The organism is Thiomicrospira cyclica ALM1, assembly GCF_000214825.1.
Taxonomy (GTDB): Bacteria; Pseudomonadota; Gammaproteobacteria; order Thiomicrospirales; family Thiomicrospiraceae; genus Thiomicrospira; species Thiomicrospira cyclica.
In genome coordinates this window covers 1,238,002-1,257,807 of sequence record NC_015581.1, presented here as the reverse complement: position 1 = coordinate 1,257,807, position 19,806 = coordinate 1,238,002, and the positions used below count along the sequence as shown (strand labels likewise).

General features: G+C 47.1%; 10 protein-coding genes. 7 read left to right on the top strand and 3 right to left on the bottom strand.

Annotation, left to right across the window (positions count from 1 at the left end; genetic code table 11):
• The first annotated feature begins 3 nt into the window (after positions 1–3).
• Positions 4–7,374 (top strand): two-partner secretion domain-containing protein, encoded by a 7,371-nt coding sequence (locus tag THICY_RS08625; protein ID WP_013835644.1) that lies wholly within the window; start codon positions 4–6, stop codon positions 7,372–7,374.
• Positions 7,375–7,446: 72 nt separating this feature from the next.
• Here the strand turns inward: THICY_RS08625 and THICY_RS05600 are convergent, their stop codons facing one another.
• Together THICY_RS05600 and THICY_RS05595 are read right to left on the bottom strand one after the other, a co-directional pair.
• Entirely contained in the window at positions 7,447–8,082 is a 636-nt protein-coding gene (locus THICY_RS05600) for a rhodanese-like domain-containing protein (RefSeq protein WP_013835643.1), read from the bottom strand.
• 134 nt (positions 8,083–8,216) lie between these two features.
• A complete protein-coding gene (locus THICY_RS05595) occupies positions 8,217–9,155 on the bottom strand; it encodes a 1-aminocyclopropane-1-carboxylate deaminase/D-cysteine desulfhydrase (protein WP_013835642.1) in 939 nt (312 codons plus the stop codon).
• A 33-nt stretch (positions 9,156–9,188) separates the two neighbouring features.
• Between THICY_RS05595 and THICY_RS05590 the strand changes: the two genes are divergently transcribed.
• On the top strand, positions 9,189–11,597 hold the full coding sequence (locus THICY_RS05590) for a Lon protease family protein (RefSeq protein WP_013835641.1): 2,409 nt from the start codon (positions 9,189–9,191) through the stop codon (positions 11,595–11,597).
• A gap of 16 nt (positions 11,598–11,613) precedes the next feature.
• Here the strand turns inward: THICY_RS05590 and THICY_RS05585 are convergent, their stop codons facing one another.
• A complete protein-coding gene (locus THICY_RS05585; RefSeq protein WP_013835640.1) occupies positions 11,614–12,162 on the bottom strand; it encodes a DUF2062 domain-containing protein in 549 nt (182 codons plus the stop codon).
• Between THICY_RS05585 and THICY_RS05580 the strand changes: the two genes are divergently transcribed.
• The 5 genes from THICY_RS05580 to THICY_RS05560 all read left to right on the top strand — a co-directional run bounded on the left by THICY_RS05580 (position 12,161) and on the right by THICY_RS05560 (position 19,726).
• Positions 12,161–14,620, top strand: coding sequence for a DNA internalization-related competence protein ComEC/Rec2 (locus THICY_RS05580; RefSeq protein WP_013835639.1), 2,460 nt, complete (start codon positions 12,161–12,163; stop codon positions 14,618–14,620). The genes THICY_RS05585 and THICY_RS05580 overlap by 2 nt on opposite strands.
• 105 nt (positions 14,621–14,725) lie before the next feature.
• The gene (locus tag THICY_RS05575) at positions 14,726–15,076 is read left to right on the top strand and encodes a P-II family nitrogen regulator (protein ID WP_013835638.1); all 351 of its coding nucleotides are present in this window, start codon (positions 14,726–14,728) and stop codon (positions 15,074–15,076) included.
• Positions 15,076–15,480 (top strand): CBS domain-containing protein, encoded by a 405-nt coding sequence (locus tag THICY_RS05570; RefSeq protein ID WP_013835637.1) that lies wholly within the window; start codon positions 15,076–15,078, stop codon positions 15,478–15,480. The genes THICY_RS05575 and THICY_RS05570 overlap by 1 nt, the downstream gene beginning before the upstream one ends.
• Before the next feature lie 6 nt (positions 15,481–15,486).
• On the top strand, positions 15,487–16,986 hold the full coding sequence (locus THICY_RS05565) for a DUF1538 domain-containing protein (RefSeq protein WP_013835636.1): 1,500 nt from the start codon (positions 15,487–15,489) through the stop codon (positions 16,984–16,986).
• 22 nt (positions 16,987–17,008) lie between these two features.
• Entirely contained in the window at positions 17,009–19,726 is a 2,718-nt protein-coding gene (locus tag THICY_RS05560; RefSeq protein WP_013835635.1) for a cation-transporting P-type ATPase, read from the top strand.
• Positions 19,727–19,806: the final 80 nt, after the last annotated feature.

Below are 19,806 nucleotides of genomic sequence, written 5' to 3'. Positions count from 1 at the left end.
GTCATGAACCATATCTATCGTGTCGTGTTTAATCACATAAAAGGCGTATGGCAAGCTGTATCTGAAGTAGGTAAGGCCAAAAAGAAAACAAAAACACAGCGTCGGGCGGCTCGAATCAGTGCCTTAGCAGCCAGCAGCTTGCTCGTTTTTCATCAGAATCTACTCGCGAGCTCCACCAGTTTGCCGACCGACGGTCAGGTTGTAGCCGGTAGCGCACAGATCCAAACGCAATCAAAGCAGGTGGTGATCAATCAAACCTCAAACAAAGCCGCAATTGACTGGCAAACATTCAATATCGCCCCGGGTCACACGGTCACGTTTAACCAGCCCGGCGCCGATGCCGTTGCACTTAATCGCGTGATGGGTGCCGATCCCTCGATTATCCAGGGTGCACTCAATGCCAATGGCCAGGTGTTTTTGGTCAACCCTAACGGCATTACCTTTACCTCCTCGGCACAGGTGAACGTAGGGGGGATTGTGGCGTCCACATTGGATATTCGGGTGGATGATTTTATGGCCGGCAATTACCAGTTTTCTGGGAATAGTGCACAAGCAATTATCAATCAAGGCAATATCAATACGCATCAAAATGGCTATGTAGCGATGATTGCGGCAAAGATTGTTAACACGGGCGAAATTAAGGCGCCGGCAGGTCAGGTTTTAATGGCTGCGGGTAGCAACGTAACACTCGATTTTGGTGGGCCGGTTAAGATTCGTGTTAACGAAGGGGCGTTAGATGCCCTGATTGAGCAGGGCGGCGCCATTAAAGCAGACGGTGGTTACGTTTATTTAACCGCCAGTGCAACCAACGAATTAATGACGCGCGTGATTAACCAAACGGGCATTATTGAAGCGCAAACCCTGGCAACTGGTGAGTCGGGTGAAATTTATCTGATGGGCGATATGCAAAATGGGCGCATCGATGTGGCAGGCACGCTGGATGCCAGCGCACCCAATGGCGGTGATGGTGGTTTTATCGAAACCAGTGCGGCGAATGTGCAGATAGCACCAGACCTGGTGGTAACAACCCAAGCACCCCAAGGACAAACGGGGGAATGGTTGATTGATCCCACCGATATTTATATTGTTGATGGCTCTGACCAGGGTGGTCTTACCGGGGATCCAGCAACCAATAGCAACGCGGATAACCCAACAAGCAGTAATATTCACAATGAAACGATTAATACCGCACTGACCTCGAGTAACGTCACCATCACCACGGCATCATCCGGTGATGGCAATGGCGATATCTTTGTTAATGCGCCATTGGCTTGGTCAACTAATAATACCCTGATCCTTAATGCGGATCGCAACATTGAAATTAATGCGTCCATCACCAGTGAAGGTGCTACTGGCAAGCTCGTCTTGCAATATGGCCAGGGTGCGGCTAATGGTGTCATTGGGGGGCAAGAAGCCTTTTATCGCATTAATGCGCCGGTCAGTTTACCAGGTGGTTTAAATTTCACTACAAAACTCGGCAGTAGTGGCAGCGAGATTGTTTACCAAGTCATTACCGCATTGGGCGCTGAGGGCAGTAAAAACGGCGTGAGCCTTCAAGGCATGCAGGGCAATTTAAACCGCAATTACGCACTGGGAGCTTCTATCGATGCCAGTGCAACCAAAGATTGGAATGACGGCGATGGCTGGCAGCCAATTGGGAGTAGTGCTGGTTCTAGATTTACCGGTAATTTTGAAGGCCTAGGCCATACGATTTCCAATTTAACCGTTAATAGGCCAACAACTGATGATGTCGGTTTTTTTGGAAGGGTTGATGGTTCAAGTTTTCGGAACTTCACTCTCTCTGAAATTAACATTACCGGAGGTGACTATGTAGGTGGTCTTGTTGGGTTTTTGTCTGGAGTTGATGGTCAAATTTATAATGTTAATATTACGGGCAATGTTGAAGCCAGCTTTAATTTTATTGGTGGATTGGTTGGTCGAATAGATTCAAATGCCGTGGGAGCAAGCATTGAAAATGTTATTTCAACTGTAGAGGTTACAGGTAAAGATAACGTCGGTGGGCTTGTTGGTGATATGTTTAGGGGTAATTTAGTAAACGCCTACGCAATAGGGTCTGTAACAGGAAGTAATAATGTTGGGGGGCTAATCGGTGTTGCACGTAATGATTCAAGTATCGAAAATGTCTATGCGACAGGTAAGGTGACACGAACTGGTTCTGGTGCTGTTGGTGGCATATTGGGTAACAAGTTTCAATCAAATCCATCCTTTTCGATTACAAACGCATTCTTCGACCAAGACACCACCGCCCAGTCGAGCGGTGTAGGAGATGGAAATCAGACTGGTGTAACCGGTATTCGCAGTTTAACGAATACGGTAGACGCCTACACCCAAGCCACCTACACCGGCTTCGATTTTGACAATGTCTGGTTCATGATCGACGGCGAAACCCGCCCCTTCTTGCGCATGGAGCACAGCACCACCATCACCAACGCCAACCAACTGCAGTTGATGGCGATGGATTTAGACGCCAATTACACACTGGCCAACGACATCGATTTAGCACCAGCCCTGACCAATCCCAGCCTACACTGGCGCGGCACTCTGGACGATGATGCATTCCAAGGCAGTTTTGTGCCGGTTGGGAACAGTACTAATGCCTTTACCGGTAGTTTTGATGGGCAAGGTAGTACGATTTCTAATTTAACCATTAATAGGCCAACACTAAGCGACGTTGGCTTGTTTGGCGTTGCTGAGAATGTCAATATCAGCAATCTTGGTCTTATTGGCGTAGACATTTCCGGAACAAGCTTTGTAGGTGGGCTTGTTGGTAGGAGCTTAAATAACAGCGAGTTTACTAACCTTAGCGTGTCAGGAAATATAAATGGAAGTCAACTTGGTCAATCGGTTGGTGGCTTTGTGGGTCGCGCAATGGATAGTAGTTTTACCAACACGTTTTCGACTGGGAAGGTCGTTGGTGATACAAGTTTCATCGGTGGCTTTGTGGGTAGCGCAATAGACAGTACTTTTAACAACACCTTTTCAACTGGGAAGATCGTTGTTGCTACTGGTTCTTTCATCGGTGGCTTTGTGGGTACCGCAATAGACAGTACTTTTAACAACACCTTTTCGACTGGGAAGGTCGTTGTTGATACTGGTTCTTTCAACGGTGGTTTTGCTGGCAATAATCCGAGAAATAGTTCTACGTTTACCAATACGTTTTGGGATCAAGACACCACCGGCCGGTCGAGTGGTGTAGGTACTGGAAGTGGTGCTGGTGTAACGGCTATTCGTAGTTTAACGGGTACTGTAGACGCCTACACCCAAGACACCTACACCGGCTTCGACTTCGATAAAGTCTGGTTCATGATCGACGGCGAAACCCGCCCCTTCCTGCGCATGGAGCACAGCACCACCATCACCAACGCCAATCAACTGCAGTTGATGGCGATGGATTTAGATGCCAATTACACACTGGCCAACGACATCGATTTAGCACCAGCCCTGACCAATCCAAGCCTACACTGGCGCGGCATGGGCGATCTCGAAAGTTTCCAAGGCAGTTTTGTGCCGGTGGGTGACATTGATAATCCCTTTACCGGAAGACTAGACGGTTTAGACCATAGTATCAGCAACCTTACCATTCACCGACCAACACTAAGCGACGTTGGCTTGTTTGGCGTTGCTGAGAATGTCAATATCAGCAATCTTGGTCTTATTGGCGTAGACATTTCCGGAGCATTCTTTGTAGGCAGCATTGCAGGTACCGCAAAAGGGACAAGCGACTTTTCCAATATAACGGTTTTAGGTGAAATTAGTGGTAGTTCCTACATTGGTGGTTTGATTGGCTATATTGATGGTGCGGTTAATATTACAGGTATTGAGGTTTCTGGCAGTGTTGTGGGTACTTCAGATTTTGTTGGTGGATTGGTTGGCGCAATAGATTCAAGTGCCGTGGGAGCAAGCATTGAAAATGTTATTTCAACTGTAGAGGTTACAGGTAAAGATAACGTCGGTGGGCTTGTTGGTGATATGTTTAAGGGTAATTTAGTAAACGCCTACGCAATAGGGTCTGTAACAGGAAGTAATAATGTTGGGGGGCTAATCGGTGTTGCACGTAATGATTCAAGTATCGAAAATGTCTATGCGACAGGTAAGGTGACACGAACTGGTTCTGGTGCTGTTGGTGGCATATTGGGTAACGAGTTTCAATCAAATCAATCCTTTTCGATTACAAACGCATTCTTCGACCAAGACACAACCGGCCAGTCGAGCGGTGTAGGAGATGGAAGTCAGACTGGTGTAACGGCTATTCGTAGTTTAACGGGTACTGTAGACGCCTACACCCAAGACACCTACACCGGCTTCGACTTCGATAACGTGTGGTTCATGATCGACGGCGAAACCCGCCCCTTCCTGCGCATGGAGCACAGCACCACCATCACCAACGCCAATCAACTGCAGTTGATGTCGATGGATTTAGACGCCAACTACACACTGGCCAACGACATCGATTTAGCACCAGCCCTGACCAATCCAAGCCTACACTGGCGGGGCATGGGCGATCTCGAAAGTTTCCAAGGCAGTTTTGTGCCGGTTGGGAACAGTACTAACTCCTTTACCGGTAGCTTTGATGGCCAGGGGTTTGCGTTGCGAAACTTATGGGTAGATACCGAAGGAGAAATCACTAACGGTATTTTTGGCGCTAATATAATGGCAGGCCTTAGTAATATGCATCTTGATAACGCTTCGTTAACCTTACCGCCAAACAGTAGTAGTTCGCCGTCGATTTATTTCAATGATTTGTTGTTGACTGGTTTATTGGTTACTGAAAACGGTAATATTTTGTTTAGAGATAGCCTTGTTGTCTCAGAGGCAACAGCAGGGATCCAAAGCAATAGCCGTAATATTGACTTTGAAGGTACGGTTACATTGGAGGGTGATTTTATTGTTGACGCGGAAACTTCCGAGAATTTGGGCAATATAACGTTTTTCAATACTATTGATGGTCCACATAAATTGACCCTTCTGTCTGCTGGTGAAGTTACCTTAGAGGGTTTAGTTAATATAGGTCAACTTGATGCGCTTGGTCGCATAATAGAGGTTAATGAGAGTATTGAAACGTCAATAGCTGATACAGAGTTGGCTGCTATTGATGATTTGATCATTTCAGAAATTGAAATAACGTCTGCTGGACGCGTTATTTTAAGTTCGAAAAGGATTAATTTAGCTGCCGATATTACGACGGTAGGAGGCAATATTAATTTTCAACCATTTGATGTAAGTGGACTAGATTTAGCCGACCTGGAAACGTCTGCAAGTTTTGGAACGCTTAGGTTAAGTGGGAATGTGAAGCTAGATACTGGCAATGCCGAGGGCACAATACAATTTTTTAATACAAAAATTGAGGGTAACAATACATCAAATACCCCTTTGTATGATCTTGAACTTTCGGCTGGTACAGGTGAAATTATTTTTGGCGATAGTATTGGAAAAGGTGATCGATTTGGCAGCCTCATTGTTATAAGTTCAGCGGACGTAACTTTTAATGACAGCCTTAAAGCAACTAGCTACAGGCAACTGGACGCGAGCGGAATAACTACTTTTGATAGTAATGTCGATTTATCCGAAGATTTTATATTCAATGGAAATGAATTAACTTTCTTTGAATCAGTTCTAGTATTAGGTGAGATGCAAATTACAAACGCTGGATTATTTAAAACTTTGGGTGTTGAGTCTTTAGATGTTGGATCTTTTATTCAAAACGGTACTGGTTTATCAAGTCTGAATGACAATGTTATAAGCCGAAATGGAAATATTGAGTTTGCAACCCGTGTGGATGTCAGCGCATTTTCCATTCTTTTTGAAGCTAACGGAGATATTGTTTTTTCGGATACTCTGTCAAACTTAGTAAATAGGGGAAGAGGCATTCCAAAGGTTGAAATTAATGCTGGATTAGGGCTGGAGGGCGGAAAGGTTTCATTAAATGAAGTTAATGCCTTTGGGTCAATTGAGATTACAACGCGTTTGGGCGACATTATCCTCTCAGGTGATATTTCTACAGACAGCACCGAATCGAACGCAGTATTTATTGCAGCCGGTATTGGTGCGGAGCGTGGTGGCGACGGAACGCCAGAAGCGGGTAATGTGATTGTTGATCAGTTTTTATCGCTTGAAGATTTACCCAGCATAACCGTTGGCGATGGTGGGTTTATTAAAATTTACACGGGTAGCGTTGGTAGCCTTGGATTGGGTCAGTTAGCCGGCATAGGTTCGGGAAATTTCCGCTATAACACCGGGCTTGATACCAATGGCAATGAGATATCGGATTACAGCCGTCCACTGGCGGCCGATGAGGTCAATGTTCTCTACCGCGAACAACCAACGATTATAGTTTCAACGTTTGAACAGACTATGATTTACGGTGATAGTCTGCCGCCATTATCGTTTGCGACGATTGGCTCGATTAATGGAGTTGTCAATGGGGACGATATTTCCAGCGGTTTAAACGTTCGAACAGCTAGCCTTCAAGAAGGTAGCGTCGGTAGTACTAACGGTCGATTGAATGCTGGCTCGCACAGCATTGTGGTGGCGTCATCAGGGACGGATGCCATCGCAGAAGAACTGGGTTACAACGTCACTAATCAAGACGGAACCCTGACCGTAGCTGCCCGCCCGATTACGGTGAGAGCGGATGCGATCAGCCGAGTTTATGGGGATGAGAATCCGGCATTAACCTTTGCAGTATTAGCGGATGGTGAGGGCAGTAGTCGCGGCATCGTGAATGGTGAAACGCTGACAGGAGAGTTAGCAACGATGGCTACGGTACTCAGTCATGTGGGTGCTTATCGTATCACCCAGGGTGGCGTAACGACCGCTGCAAATCCAAACTATCAGATCAGTTTTGAAGAATCTGATCTGACCGTAGCTGCCCGCCCGATTACGGTGCGAGCCGATAATCAGTCTCGGTTGTTTGGTCAAGCTAATCCACCTTTAACGTTTAGTGTTGATGAAGATGGTGTTGGAACCAGCCGTGGTTTGGTCAGTAATGATAATTTATTATTAAATCTTAGCACGCTGGCGGGTTTGAATAGTCCTGCTGGGAATTATGCTATTGGGTTGGCTAGTGCTGGCAATCCAAACTACTCTCTTACGTTTATAGACGGGATTCTTACCGTTATTGGTCCAGCAGTAGTTGACGCTGTAACGCTCAACACAACCAATCTGGATATGGCAGATACAACCACCAGTGCTATGGCGCAATCAGCGGCGCAATCGGCGGGTCGTTCGGTTGAAGCGAGTCTTATTGTGGCACCCATTCCAGGGCGTGAGTTAAGTATGCCTGAGTATGATGTCATTCTGGACAGTGGTGTCGATACAGCCAATCAAGAGCCAATTGATGATGATGAGATTTAGTGTTTTGTTTGTTACCTAATAAAAAACTCAGCGTAAGCTGGGTTTTTTATTGGAGACGAAAAAAGCGAGCGCTTATTCGTAAGTTACACCGTATTTTTTGAAATAAACCACATCGGGATCAATGTCATAGGTCCATGGCATGCCAGAGTTTTTCCAGCCGTTAACTAAACGGAAGCCTTTCTTTTCACCCTCTCTTACAGTGCCGCCTTCAAAGCCACCTAATAGAAGGTACACATTTTTATAGCCATACTGATCTAAGATGCGCGCCATGGGTGCGGCACGTTCGGAAGCGGAACGACACATAATAATCAGCTTTGTTTCTTCATTACCGTCTAAATCGGCAAGACGATCTTCAAAGTCAGCGATCCAGTTTGGATTGGGTGCTGGCATATAGCGAGGCATATTTTGTACCGTGTCCATTTGCGAGTAATCAAACATCACTGATGGCAGCATGATTTTAGCAAGAGGTGAATAACCTACAAACATCCATTCTTCTGGCGTACGCACGTCGACCAAAATAGCATTGTCATCCGACTTAACCATTTCATAGGCTTGTTCTGGGGAGATATACAAGCCTTGCGGAATCTGGTGAGATTCACGCTCTGGCGCTAGCGACGGTGAGTGTGGTAATGCATTAGCCATAACCGATGCAGAAGTCATCATGCCAGCGGAAAGCAGCAGGCCTGCTAGGGTTTTGTTCAATTTCATGGATTTGTTCCTCTCTGAAATAATCTAAAGTTAATTAAAAAACAAATGCTTGCGATGTTTTTTGTTGTGTTGAGTATAAGCATTTGCTTATATCGGGTCAAGATATTTTGTGATTAAAAATTGTGCAACGCCTGTTAATCACTGCGACCTTGCAGTCCGCCACTGTGGTAAATAATGATTCGACTATCTTCGGGGAAGGCATTGTGGGCTAACAAATGATCAAAGGCATAGACGACTTTAGCGTTATAGATGGGGTCTAGTAACAGGTCGTTGTGTTGTTCGAATTGTTGTTGCATGGCGGTTATTTCGGGGGTGGTTTTGCCATAGCCACCACCATGAAAGGGCGTGTTACCCAAGCCGCTTAATAAGCGCCAGTTGCTTTGTGGTTGTCCAACCCAGGTTTCAATTTGGGGGATTAAATGCTCGGCTTGTTTTAGGCTAGCGATGCCCCATACAGCTTTGTTAATTGTGGTTTTATTGGGCGCGGCTTTCGCCAGGCCTGCTAGGGTGGCGCCGGTACCTACGGCACAGAGTAAATGTGTCCAGTCTGGGCATTGGTCATTAATCTGTGCCATAACATCGGCCATAGCGGTGATGGCCAGATCATTACTGCCGCCTTCCGGTATGACGTAATAGTTTGGGTAGACCGCGTGCCATTTCGCCATCCAGTCGGCCTGATTGCGTTGTCGATAATGACTACGACTGACAAACTCAAAGGTCATGCCAAGTGCCACTGCATTTTTGAGGGTGGCTGACCAGGCCTGCTGATTGTCGCTCAGTTCATCACCACGAATGATGCCCGTCGCCGCCATGCCATAGTCGTAAGCCGCTGCCGCCGTGGCCGCAATGTGATTCGAGTGAGCGCCGCCAAAAGTCAGCAAGCCGGCACAACCGGCTTGTTGCGCCGCCAGCATATTAAGGCGTAGCTTGTGCCACTTGTTCCCTTGAATCCGTGGGTGATTAAGGTCATCGCGTTTGATCCAGGCCTGCTGATTGCCGGTTAGCCTTGGCCACTGGATCGGTTGTAATGGTGTGGTCAAAACTTGTTTGAGACCTAAAGGGGTTTGATACAATACGCACCTATTTAATGAGTGGACATTCTTCGCATGCAAAAACTTCGTGTAGACCAACTATATCGTCAAACCCAGATTGATGCGCAGGCATTTGCACAAAATGAAACCGGTGCCGAGGCTTTTATGCAGCGTTTTCATCCACGTGCCTATCAATCCTTAAACTTTGGTTTGCACTTGAAGCGCAATCATAACCATATTTTTATTATGGGAGAACCCGGGGTTGGCCGAATCGGTATGACCAAGGCGTTACTAAATAAAGCTGCCGCCGCGAAACCTATGCCGGATGATGTGGTTCTGGTTGCGGATTTAAAAGAACCGCCAAAAACTCGTTATCTGTATTTTCCTGCTGGCAAAGGCCATGAATTTAAACTAGCAATAGAGCAATTTATTGCGCAACTGAAACATCAACTGCCGTTGGTGTTTGATGGTCATGGTTATCAACTGCGCTCGCAACAATTGGAGCGAAAAATGGCCGCGCAGCAAGAGGAAGTCTTGCGTCCGGCGTTCGAACTGGCCGAGCAACTGAGTATTGATATTCTGCAAACGGAAAATAACTTTGTTTTGCACGCGATTGTTGATGGCAAAAAAATGCGTTTAGCGGAGTTAAAAACGCTGTCTGCCGATGATCAAGCCCGTTATACCGAGGCATTAGATTTAGTTGAAGCGCAACTCAATGAAGGTTTAACTCGCTTTCCAACGATTCAACATGAATTTATGGAAGAGGGCAAAAAACTTAACACCCAAGTTGCTGAAGAGCAAGTGATGCCCTTGATCGACAAATTGAAATCCCGTTTTGACGATGAGACGGTGGGTCACTATTTGGATGACTTGGCGCAGGCCGTATTAGCCAAGTTGCATTTATTTTGGGACCAAAGTGCCGATCAAGTAACCACGGCAAATAATGGTGGTTCTGGTGGCAGTGCCTCGCCCTTAGAAGAGTTGATGCTGGATCAGCAGGGCTTAAGTCAATTTGGGGTGAATTTGTTGGTTGATCATCGTGGACTGGAACACGCTCCGGTGATTTATGAGCAAAACGCCAGCTTACCGAAACTGTTTGGTTATGCCATTCAGTCGGGACATCAGGGATTGGGCGGTGACACCCTGGGCTTGGCGATGAATCATCAAGCAGGCCTGCTGCAAAAAGCCAATGGCGGTTTTTTAATGTTGAGTATGCAATCGATCTTAAAAGATCCTGAAATTTGGTCGAGTTTGAAAGCCGCTTTGATGTCGCGTCAGCTGAGTTTTGATGTGCCATCCAGCAATAGTGTGGTGCCTTATCATCTTCCCGATTTTCCGTTAAATGTGACCTTGGTACTGTTGGGGCAGGCGGCACACTTTTATGCCTTACAAGAAATTGATGCCCAATTTAGTCGCTTGTTTAAAGTGCAGGTTGAATTTGAGGTTGAGTTGGATCGCACCCCGGAGCATGAATTGGCTTTAGTGCAACAACTCGCCAGCGAAGTCGCCAACTGGGATGATTTACCGGTTGATGTGTCGGCGTACGAGCGTTTAACCGAATATGCGTCGCGTTTGGCCGAAGACAAAAACCGCCTCTATACCAACAAAGCGATCTTGCGTGATGTGTTGGCCGAGGCGAATGCCTTTGCGCGGGCGAAAGGGGAATCGCTGGTAACCCGAGATACCATTGAAGCCACCATTGCTCAGCGTGAATTTCATACTGGGTTGATGGAAGATTACTATCATCGCGCGATTATTGAACAGCAGGTGTTAATTTCTTTAACGGATGCGCACGTTGGTCAAGTCAACGGCTTAACCGTAATGACCGTCGGTCGGCAGTCTTTTGGTCAGCCGGTACGGATTACTGCGCAAGCCTCTGCGGGCGATGAAGGCGTGGTCGATATTGAGCGTGAGATTGAAATGGCCGGGCCGATTCACTCAAAAGGGATGCTGATCTTATCGGGTTATGTGCGTGGGCGTTATATGCGTTACCGCGCGCTTGGCTTTAGTGCCTCGATTGTTATTGAGCAAACCTATGACGGTATTGAGGGCGATAGTGCGTCATCGCCTGAACTTTACGCCTTGCTATCGGCGATAGCGCAAGTGCCGATGCGCCAAGATTTAGCGGTAACCGGCTCGGTGAATCAGTTTGGTGAAATTCAACCTGTCGGCGGCATTAACGAGAAAATTGAAGGTTTCTTCAAGGTTTGTAAAGCGCGCGGCTTAACGGGTCAGCAGGGCGTGGTGATTCCGCAATCGAATGTGCGCCATTTAATGTTAAATGCGGAAGTTCGTGATGCGGTTGATCAGGGCGTTTTCCATATCTACGCGATTGAGCACGTTGATGAGGGACTGGCTGTGTTAAGTAACCTTGCGGTCGGTGAATTGGATCAGGAAGGTCAATATCCGGCGGACTCATTTAATGGCCGTTTGATGCAGGCACTGGAACGCATGAATGAGAAGTCGAGCGATAGCGGCGATTAAGTCAGCTTAATTGCGCTTAATTGCGCGGCTTTTTGTATTCGGTTTGTTCTACCCGTTGGCGTTGTCGAGAGCGCCAACTCAATCGCACCTGAATTTGCCACACCAGCTGTACTAGTAAGTAACCGAAGATCCCTGCACTCACTCCCACTACCAAACTACCTAGCATCAGCGGTTGCCAAATCGCCACAAAGGTATGGCTAATCCAGCTCCAGCTCATTTCAAAGGCTAGATTTTCTTTGGCCGCTTCACCTAATAAAGTCGATCCCAGCCAATAATTAAAATACCAAATCGGTCCCATCGTGATAGGATTACTTATCCATACCAGTAAAATACTTAGCATTAAGTTGGCCTTAAGACTAATGGCACTGATGGCGGCGACCACCATTTGCCAAGGTATTGGCATGGCCGCCCAAAATGGCCCGATAAAAAAGGCTTTGGCGACAGAGCTGCGATTTAAGTGCCACAAGTTCGGTTCTTGTAACCAATGCGCAATTCGGGCTAAACCGGGCTTTTCTAGGAGTTTAGCTGGATGGGGTGTCCATTTTTTAAAGAGTTTTTTTGCCATGTTTGTTTGGTTTGCCCTCGGCTGGATAGCCGTTACCCTATGGTTGTTTCAATTGCCACAGCTACCATCGCCGGTGCTTTTTGCCGTTATTTTAGTGCTGGGTATTTTAGCACAGAGTTTTGAGCGGCTAGGTATTGGACAAGCATTAATCGGCATAGCGCTGGGTGGTTTGGTCTTGGTGTTAGTTGAGCGATGGACAGCACCTTTGCCTTTAACTGGCGTGGGTGATCAAGCTTATGTCACCGGTCAAATTGTTAGCCTAGTAACGGAACAGCGACGCTTTGGGCGCAGTCAACAGCAAGCGGTGTTTGCTGTTCGAAAAATAGAGTCGGTGTCAGGGGGTGGTGAGTATTGGCAGTATCGATTACGACCTCGTTATGTGCAATTAAGTTGTTGGGATTGTCCCGCTTTATCACCCAATCATCGCTATCGTTTACTGGTGCAACTACAACCCCTTAGAGGTTTAAGTAATCCGGGTGGTTTTGATTATGAGTCTTGGGTCAAACAGCAACATCTTGCCGGGCGGGCACGAGTTCGCATGGACAAGTCGGCTTGGCAAACGGCTCAATGGGATTTGGGGGTAAGCTGGGGGTGGCATCGATACCGTCATGAATTAGCCCAGCGGGTTAGGGCGCATTGGGGTGATTCGGAGTTTGCTGGGATTTACTCAGGCTTGCTCTTGGCCGATCGCGCTGCGATTACTGAAGATCAGTGGCGGGTAATGCGAGCGACCGGCACCATTCATTTGATGGCGATTTCTGGTTTACACCTTGCGTTGGTGGCAGCGATGGGTTATGGGGTGGGTGCGATGCTGTGGTGGTTGGGTGTCAGGCTGTTTGGCGTGTGGTCGCTGTGGCCCAGAGTTTGGATAGCCGTGCCGGTGGGGGTTATTTTTGCCACCGTCTATGCGATTTTGGCGGGCTTTACCTTACCCACTCAACGCGCTTGGTTGATGGTGCTGGTGGTGATGGTGTTTATGCTGATGCGCCGTCAGCGCCAGCCCTGGCCGCTGTTATTGCTGGCGGCTTGGTTGATGGTGCTTTGGCAACCCGCCAGTGTGTTAGCGCCCGGTTTTTGGTTGTCGTTTTTAGCGGTGGCGATGATTTTTTTATGGTTAGGTTATCAGCGCACACGATCACATTATTATACTGGTCTGAAAAATAGCTTGTACCAGGCCTGGTCGATTCAATGGTTTATTTCGTTAGGCTTGATTCCGGGCTTGTGGTGGTTTTATCAAGCCTTTCCAACCTATAGTGTGATTGCCAATTTAGTGGCGGTGCCTTTTGTCAGTTTGATTGGCTTGCCACTGGTGCTGATCACCGGTTTTTTAGCCGAGTTGAGTTTTTGGTTAGGCTGTTGTGATTCACAATTCAATCATGTCATTCGTTGGTTGATTCAACTCGCTGATTATTTATGGTTGGCACTCTGGTGGGGTTTACATGGGGTGGCTCGTTGGCCGCATAGTGAGTTGACCTTACCAGCACCTGGTTTATGGCAAGTGGTCGCCCTATATACGGTGATGTTTTTATGGGTGAGTGGTCACCAGCAGGCCAGGTGGTGGCGTGGACGCTGGTTACTGGCTGGCGCGGTTTTGACCAGCGTATTGGCCACGAGTCTATGGCATTATCATAACGGTAGTAAACTCGAAACCCTAGCGCTAGGGCAGGCCCGGGTAACGGTGTTAGATGTCGGCCAGGGACAGGCGGTGGTTATTGATACGCGGCATCATAGGATGATTTATGATGCCGGACCTCGCTTTGGGATTAATACAGATGCGGGTGAGCGGGTTATAGTCCCGTTTTTACAGCAAAGGCCGGTGAAACCCTATCAGGGAATTATTATCAGTCATGCCGATTTAGATCATGCCGGTGGTGTTGAATCATTACGCCGCAAACATGCGTTTGATCTGCGCTTGACCGGTGAGCCTGAACGCTTAGCACAACAATATCATCAGCAGGACTTTGAATTATGTCAGGTGGGGCAAAGTTGGCATTGGGATGGGGTGGTGTTTGACATTTTAGCCCCAGGTTATTTCCCAATATTGGATCATAATGATGCCTCGTGTGTGTTGCGTGTTCAAGCAGGTGACCAGGTACTATTGGTCACTGGCGATTTAGGTCGGACCCATGAACGGGCACTAGTGAGGTATCATGGTGATGAAAAGGTGCGAGCCGATATTTTAATAGCCGGGCATCACGGTTCGCATCATTCGTCTGATCCGCAATTTTTAGCCGCGGTTAATCCGGGTTGGCTGATTTTTTCGGCCGGATTTCGCAATCGTTTCGGTATGCCGCATCCCGATGTGCTGGCGCGTGTGGCGCAGTATACTGAGGCCAAACCGCTGAATACCGCTTGTACGGGAGCCATCGAATTTATTTTGAATCAGCAACCAGGCCTGGTGCCGGTTTTATGGCGTCAGCAGCAGGCACGCTGGTATCATGTGCCCTGTGATCCATGAACGTAAATTTTGTTCTGAAGGTTTGCGTTAAAAACGCTAGAATCAATAAATAAAATCAATAAATTAAAGCAATGACCTAGATTAAAAACTATGAAGGGGTGATCTATGAAGTTTGTGGCGCTGGTGGTGATTACGTCCGCTGAAAATGAATCAGTCGTCAAAGAGATGGCAAAAGAGGCTGGTGCTGAGGGCGCAACGATTATTGAAGCAAAAGGCAGTGGTGTTGAAGAGAAAAAATCCTTCTTTTCGTTAACCTTTGAAGGCAATCGTTCGGTGCTGTTATTTGTATTAGAAAACGGCTTATCTCGCAAGGTTTTGCGTACCTTAAAACCCTATTTTGAAAACCCGGATAATGACGGCCTTGCGTTTACCGCCCCGATTGACCACATAGTTGGCTTGGACAAGGCATTGTTGAGTAAGTTTGAAACCAATATCGAACAAGAGGAGCGTTTGTAATGAGTATGTCAAAAGTACTGGTTAAGGATGTGATGAAAACCCATGTGGTGACGATTAAACCTCATGCGAGTCTCAAAGAGGCGATGCAGCTGATGAAAAAGCATCACCTGAAATCGTTGGTGGTTGAAAAATGCTCGCCCAGTGATGCCTACGGTATTGTTACCAACTCGCAAGTTTTACAGCCGATTCTTGTTGAAGATGGTGATATAGAGTTACTAAATGTCTTTGATGTCTACAGTAAACCGGCATTTTCAGTGTCGGCGGAAATTGATGTCAAATATGCGGCAAAAATGATGCTCGAGCTCAATATCAAACGCGTGATTGTCACGGATAATAATGAGTTAAAAGGGGTGTTGAGTGTGACTGATTTAAGTGATCATTTATTAGCGATGGTTGAAGCCTAATTTGTTATGAATGAAATTTTAAAACAGTTGCAACACGCACTGATCGAGTCGGCACGCAATATTTTGCCAATTTTAATCATTATTATTGGCTTCCAATTACTGGTTTTTCAAACGGTTCCAGATAACTTTATTTCGATTGCCATCGGTTTTGCCATCGTGGTGATTGGGGTGGCGTTTTTCCTGGTCGGCTTGGAGGTGGGGGTGTTTCCGTTAGGCAACTCGCTGTCTAACGAGTTTTTGCAAAAGCGCTCCGTGGTGCTGTTTGTGTTATTTGGCTTTGCAATCGGGTTTTCCGCCTCGATAGCCGAACCCGCCATTATTGCGGTCGCCCTGCAAGCGGAAGAAATTACTCAAGGTGCAATTGATGCCTTTACGCTACGGCTAATTATTGCGTCGTCCGTCGGTGCGATTACCGCTTTTGGTATTTTGCGTGCGTTGTTTGGCTGGTCGGTGTCCAAGATCATTATTAGCGGCTACATTATTGTTCTGGTCATTACCGCCTTTACCCCCAAAGAAATCATTGGCCTAGCCTATGATTCCGGTGGGGTCGCAACCAATGTCGCCACGGTACCGCTGATCGTCGCTATAGGTATAGGTATTGCCTCATCCATTCGTGGCCGCAGTGTGTTGCGTGATGGTTTTGGCTTTGTTGCGCTGGCTGCAATTACGCCGATGATCAGTATTCAGCTGTATGGCATTTTTGTTTTGGGTGACGATTTAAGTATGCTCGGAGTCGGTTATGAAAAGTCAGTTGAAGCGGCTTATACGCTGGCAGACTTTGCACCTATGGCAATTCTAGCGGGCATTTTTGATACCTTCTTAAATATCCTACCGATATTGGCAACGATTTTTATCTTCCAATTTTTGGTCTTGCGGAAACGTTTACCAAATTTTTCGCGGGTCGTTATTGGCTTTGTATTCTTGGTTATCGGTCTGTATGGCTTTATTTTAGGTATCAAGCTGGGCTTGTTCCCAATCGGTGAATCCATTGCCGGCAGCTTGGTGGATATGAACAGTCTGTTCTTTATTTTCTTGTTTGCCTTTTTGGTCGGCTTTGGCACCACCATGGCTGAACCGGCGTTGGTGGCGGTGATTAAACAGGCGGATAAATACTCGGAACTCAGCTTAAACGTAACCTTGATTCGTATCTTGGTCGCGGTGGGCGTTGGTTTTGGTATTTTGTTGGGTACTTATAAAATCGTCAATGGTATGGATATTTGGCTCTTGATTACCTTGCTCTATACGTTTGTAGTGGTGCTGGTGTTTTTTGCCCCAAAAGAAATGCATGGCTTTGCATTTGACCTGGGCGGGGTCACCACCTCCGAGATTACCGTACCCTTAATTACCGCATTTGGGATATATCTGGCAACCAATATTGAAGGGCGAAATATCCTCATGGATGGCTTCGGTTTGATTGCGTTTGCTTCGGTATTCCCAATGATTACCGTATTGGGTTATAGCATCATCGCCCAAAAGATGAGTAAACGAAAATCACGCAACATCTAAACTGATTGATAGAGGTAAGGCTATGTCTAACAAATCCAATACAGTCAGTGATAACCCATTGAAATGGCACGCCTACAAGTCTGATAAAGCTTTAGCGCATTTTGAAAGCCGAGCAGAAGGGTTGAGTGTTATTGAAGCTGAAAAACGTTTAGCTGAGATTGGGCAAAATCATATTGAAACCAGTCAGCGCAGTGGGCCACTCGTTCGTTTGGCCCGTCAATTTAATAACATCCTCATCTATATCTTGATTGCGGCGGCTATTGGTACCGCGTTTTTAGAACACTGGGTGGATACCTTTGTTATTTTGGCTGTGGTGCTGATCAATGCAAGCATTGGTTTTGTGCAAGAAGGTAAGGCTGAGCAGGCACTTGATGCCATTCGTAATATGCTGTCGCCCCAAGCGGTTGTATTACGTAATGGTCAGCGTCAAACCATTCCGGCTGAACAGCTGGTGCCAGGCGATATTGTGTTGTTACAAGCCGGTGATAAGGTGCCGGCGGATCTACGACTATTAGATACGCGCAGTTTGCGGATTGAAGAAGCGGTATTGACCGGTGAATCTGTGCCTGTTGAAAAACGTATCGATCCGGTAGCGACCTCCGCGTCGTTAGGTGATCGCTTATCGATGGCTTATTCCGGTACGCTGGTCAGTTTCGGTCGAGGGCGAGGAGTGGTGGTTGCAACGGGTGCGCAGACAGAAATTGGTCGCATCAGTGCTATGCTGTCAAAAGTGGAGATGATTACCACGCCGCTGTTGCGTCAGACGGCTGAGTTCGGGCGTATCTTATCCATCATCATTATTTTCTTATCAGCGCTTATTTTTGCTTTTGGTTATTGGGTACGCGATTATGCCGCCGCCGAGATGTTCTTAGCTGCGGTGAGTTTAGCGGTATCGACCATTCCCGAAGGTTTACCGGCCATTATGACCATCACCCTGGCTATTGGGGTGCAAAAAATGGCACGACGCAATGCCATTATTCGGCGTTTGCCTGCTGTGGAAACCCTTGGCGCCGTCACCACGATTTGCTCTGATAAAACCGGCACGCTTACCTGCAATGAAATGACGGTGCAAGCCTTGGTCACTGCGGACCATCAGTACCAGGTATCCGGTGTGGGTTATGCGCCACAAGGAGCCATCGAAATCGATGGCAAGATGCGCGATCTCGACCAGCTAGATCCGGCACTGGTTATGGGTTTAAAAGGCGTCTTGTTATGTAATGACAGCTGGTTGGTCGAAAAAGAGGGTGATTGGCAGGTTAGTGGCGATCCTACTGAGGGGGCATTACTCGCCGCCGCGATTAAAGCTGGGCTTGATCCAAAAATAGAAACAGGCTTATGTCCACGTACCGATTTGATTCCGTTTGAATCGGATCATAAATTTATGGCCACTCTGCACCATGATCATCAAGGTCAGGGTTATATTTTTATCAAGGGTGCGCCAGAGCGGGTATTGACCATGTGTCAGCATCAAGCGACCGCAGCGGGTGAACAGCCGATTGATGCTGATTTTTGGCATCAGTCGATGGAGCGGCTGGCCGATAGTGGTCAACGGGTGTTGGCGATTGCGGTGAAAAAAGTCCCCGGTACGCAGATGGAACTTGGCTTTGATGATGTTAAAGCAGGCGCGGTGCTCCTTAACTTATTTGGCATTATCGATCCACCGCGCGAAGAGGCGATTAAAGCGGTTGCCGAATGTCACCAAGCCGGTATCCGGGTGAAGATGATTACCGGAGACCATGCGGCTACCGCCAAAGCGATTGGCTTACAGCTGGGTATTGGTGATGGTAAAACCGCGATTACCGGTCATGACATTGAGCAAATGGATGATACGGCGTTGCAAAAAGCGGTAACGGATGTCGATATTTTTGCGCGCACCAGTCCAGAGCATAAACTCAGATTGGTGGCGGCCTTGCAAGCGCAGGGTCATGTCACGGCAATGACTGGTGACGGAGTGAACGATGCGCCAGCCTTGAAGCGGGCGGATGTTGGTATTGCGATGGGTAAAAAAGGCACCGAAGCTTCAAAAGAGGCTTCAGAAATGGTGCTGGCTGATGATAATTTTGCCTCGATTGCACGTGCCGTTAAGGAAGGCCGTACGGTTTATAACAATATTCGTAAATCGATTTTGCACATGTTACCGACTAATGCGGGTCAATCCTTAACGATTATCTTTGCTATTTTATTGGCCCATCAATTGCCATTAACGCCTGTGCAGGTATTGTGGGTCAACATGGTGACCTCGGTAACGCTGGCGATGGCCTTGGCCTTTGAACCAACGGAGCCCGGTGTCATGCGTCGCCATCCGCGGCGTCCGGATATGCCATTATTATCCGGCTTAATGCTGTGGCGGATTCCGTTTGTCGCATTATTGCTGTGGGCGGGTACCTTTGGACACTTTGTTTATATGGATATGCTTGGGGTGATGGATGACTACGCCAGAACCGTGGCGATTAACACCCTGGTTGCTGGTCAGTTGTTTTATCTGTTTAACCTGCGTTATATCGATCAGCACGTATTTAGTGTTGATGGTTTATTTGGCAGTAAGGCGATGTGGATTGCGGTGGCTGTGCTGATTGTAATCCAGTTAGCCTTTACCTATGCACCGTTGATGAATACCTTATTTGGTACCACGCCGATTGCACTGGAAGACTGGGGACGAATTTTAGTATTTGGTTTGTTGGTGTTTTTATTGGTAGAGCTAGAGAAGTGGGTGCGCCGACGTTACTTTATCAGCGTTTAAACCGGTTTTATGCAAAATAAGCCTGCTCAGCCTTATACCTATTTGCTAAAATCTTACTTAATTTACTTTACGCATTTAAG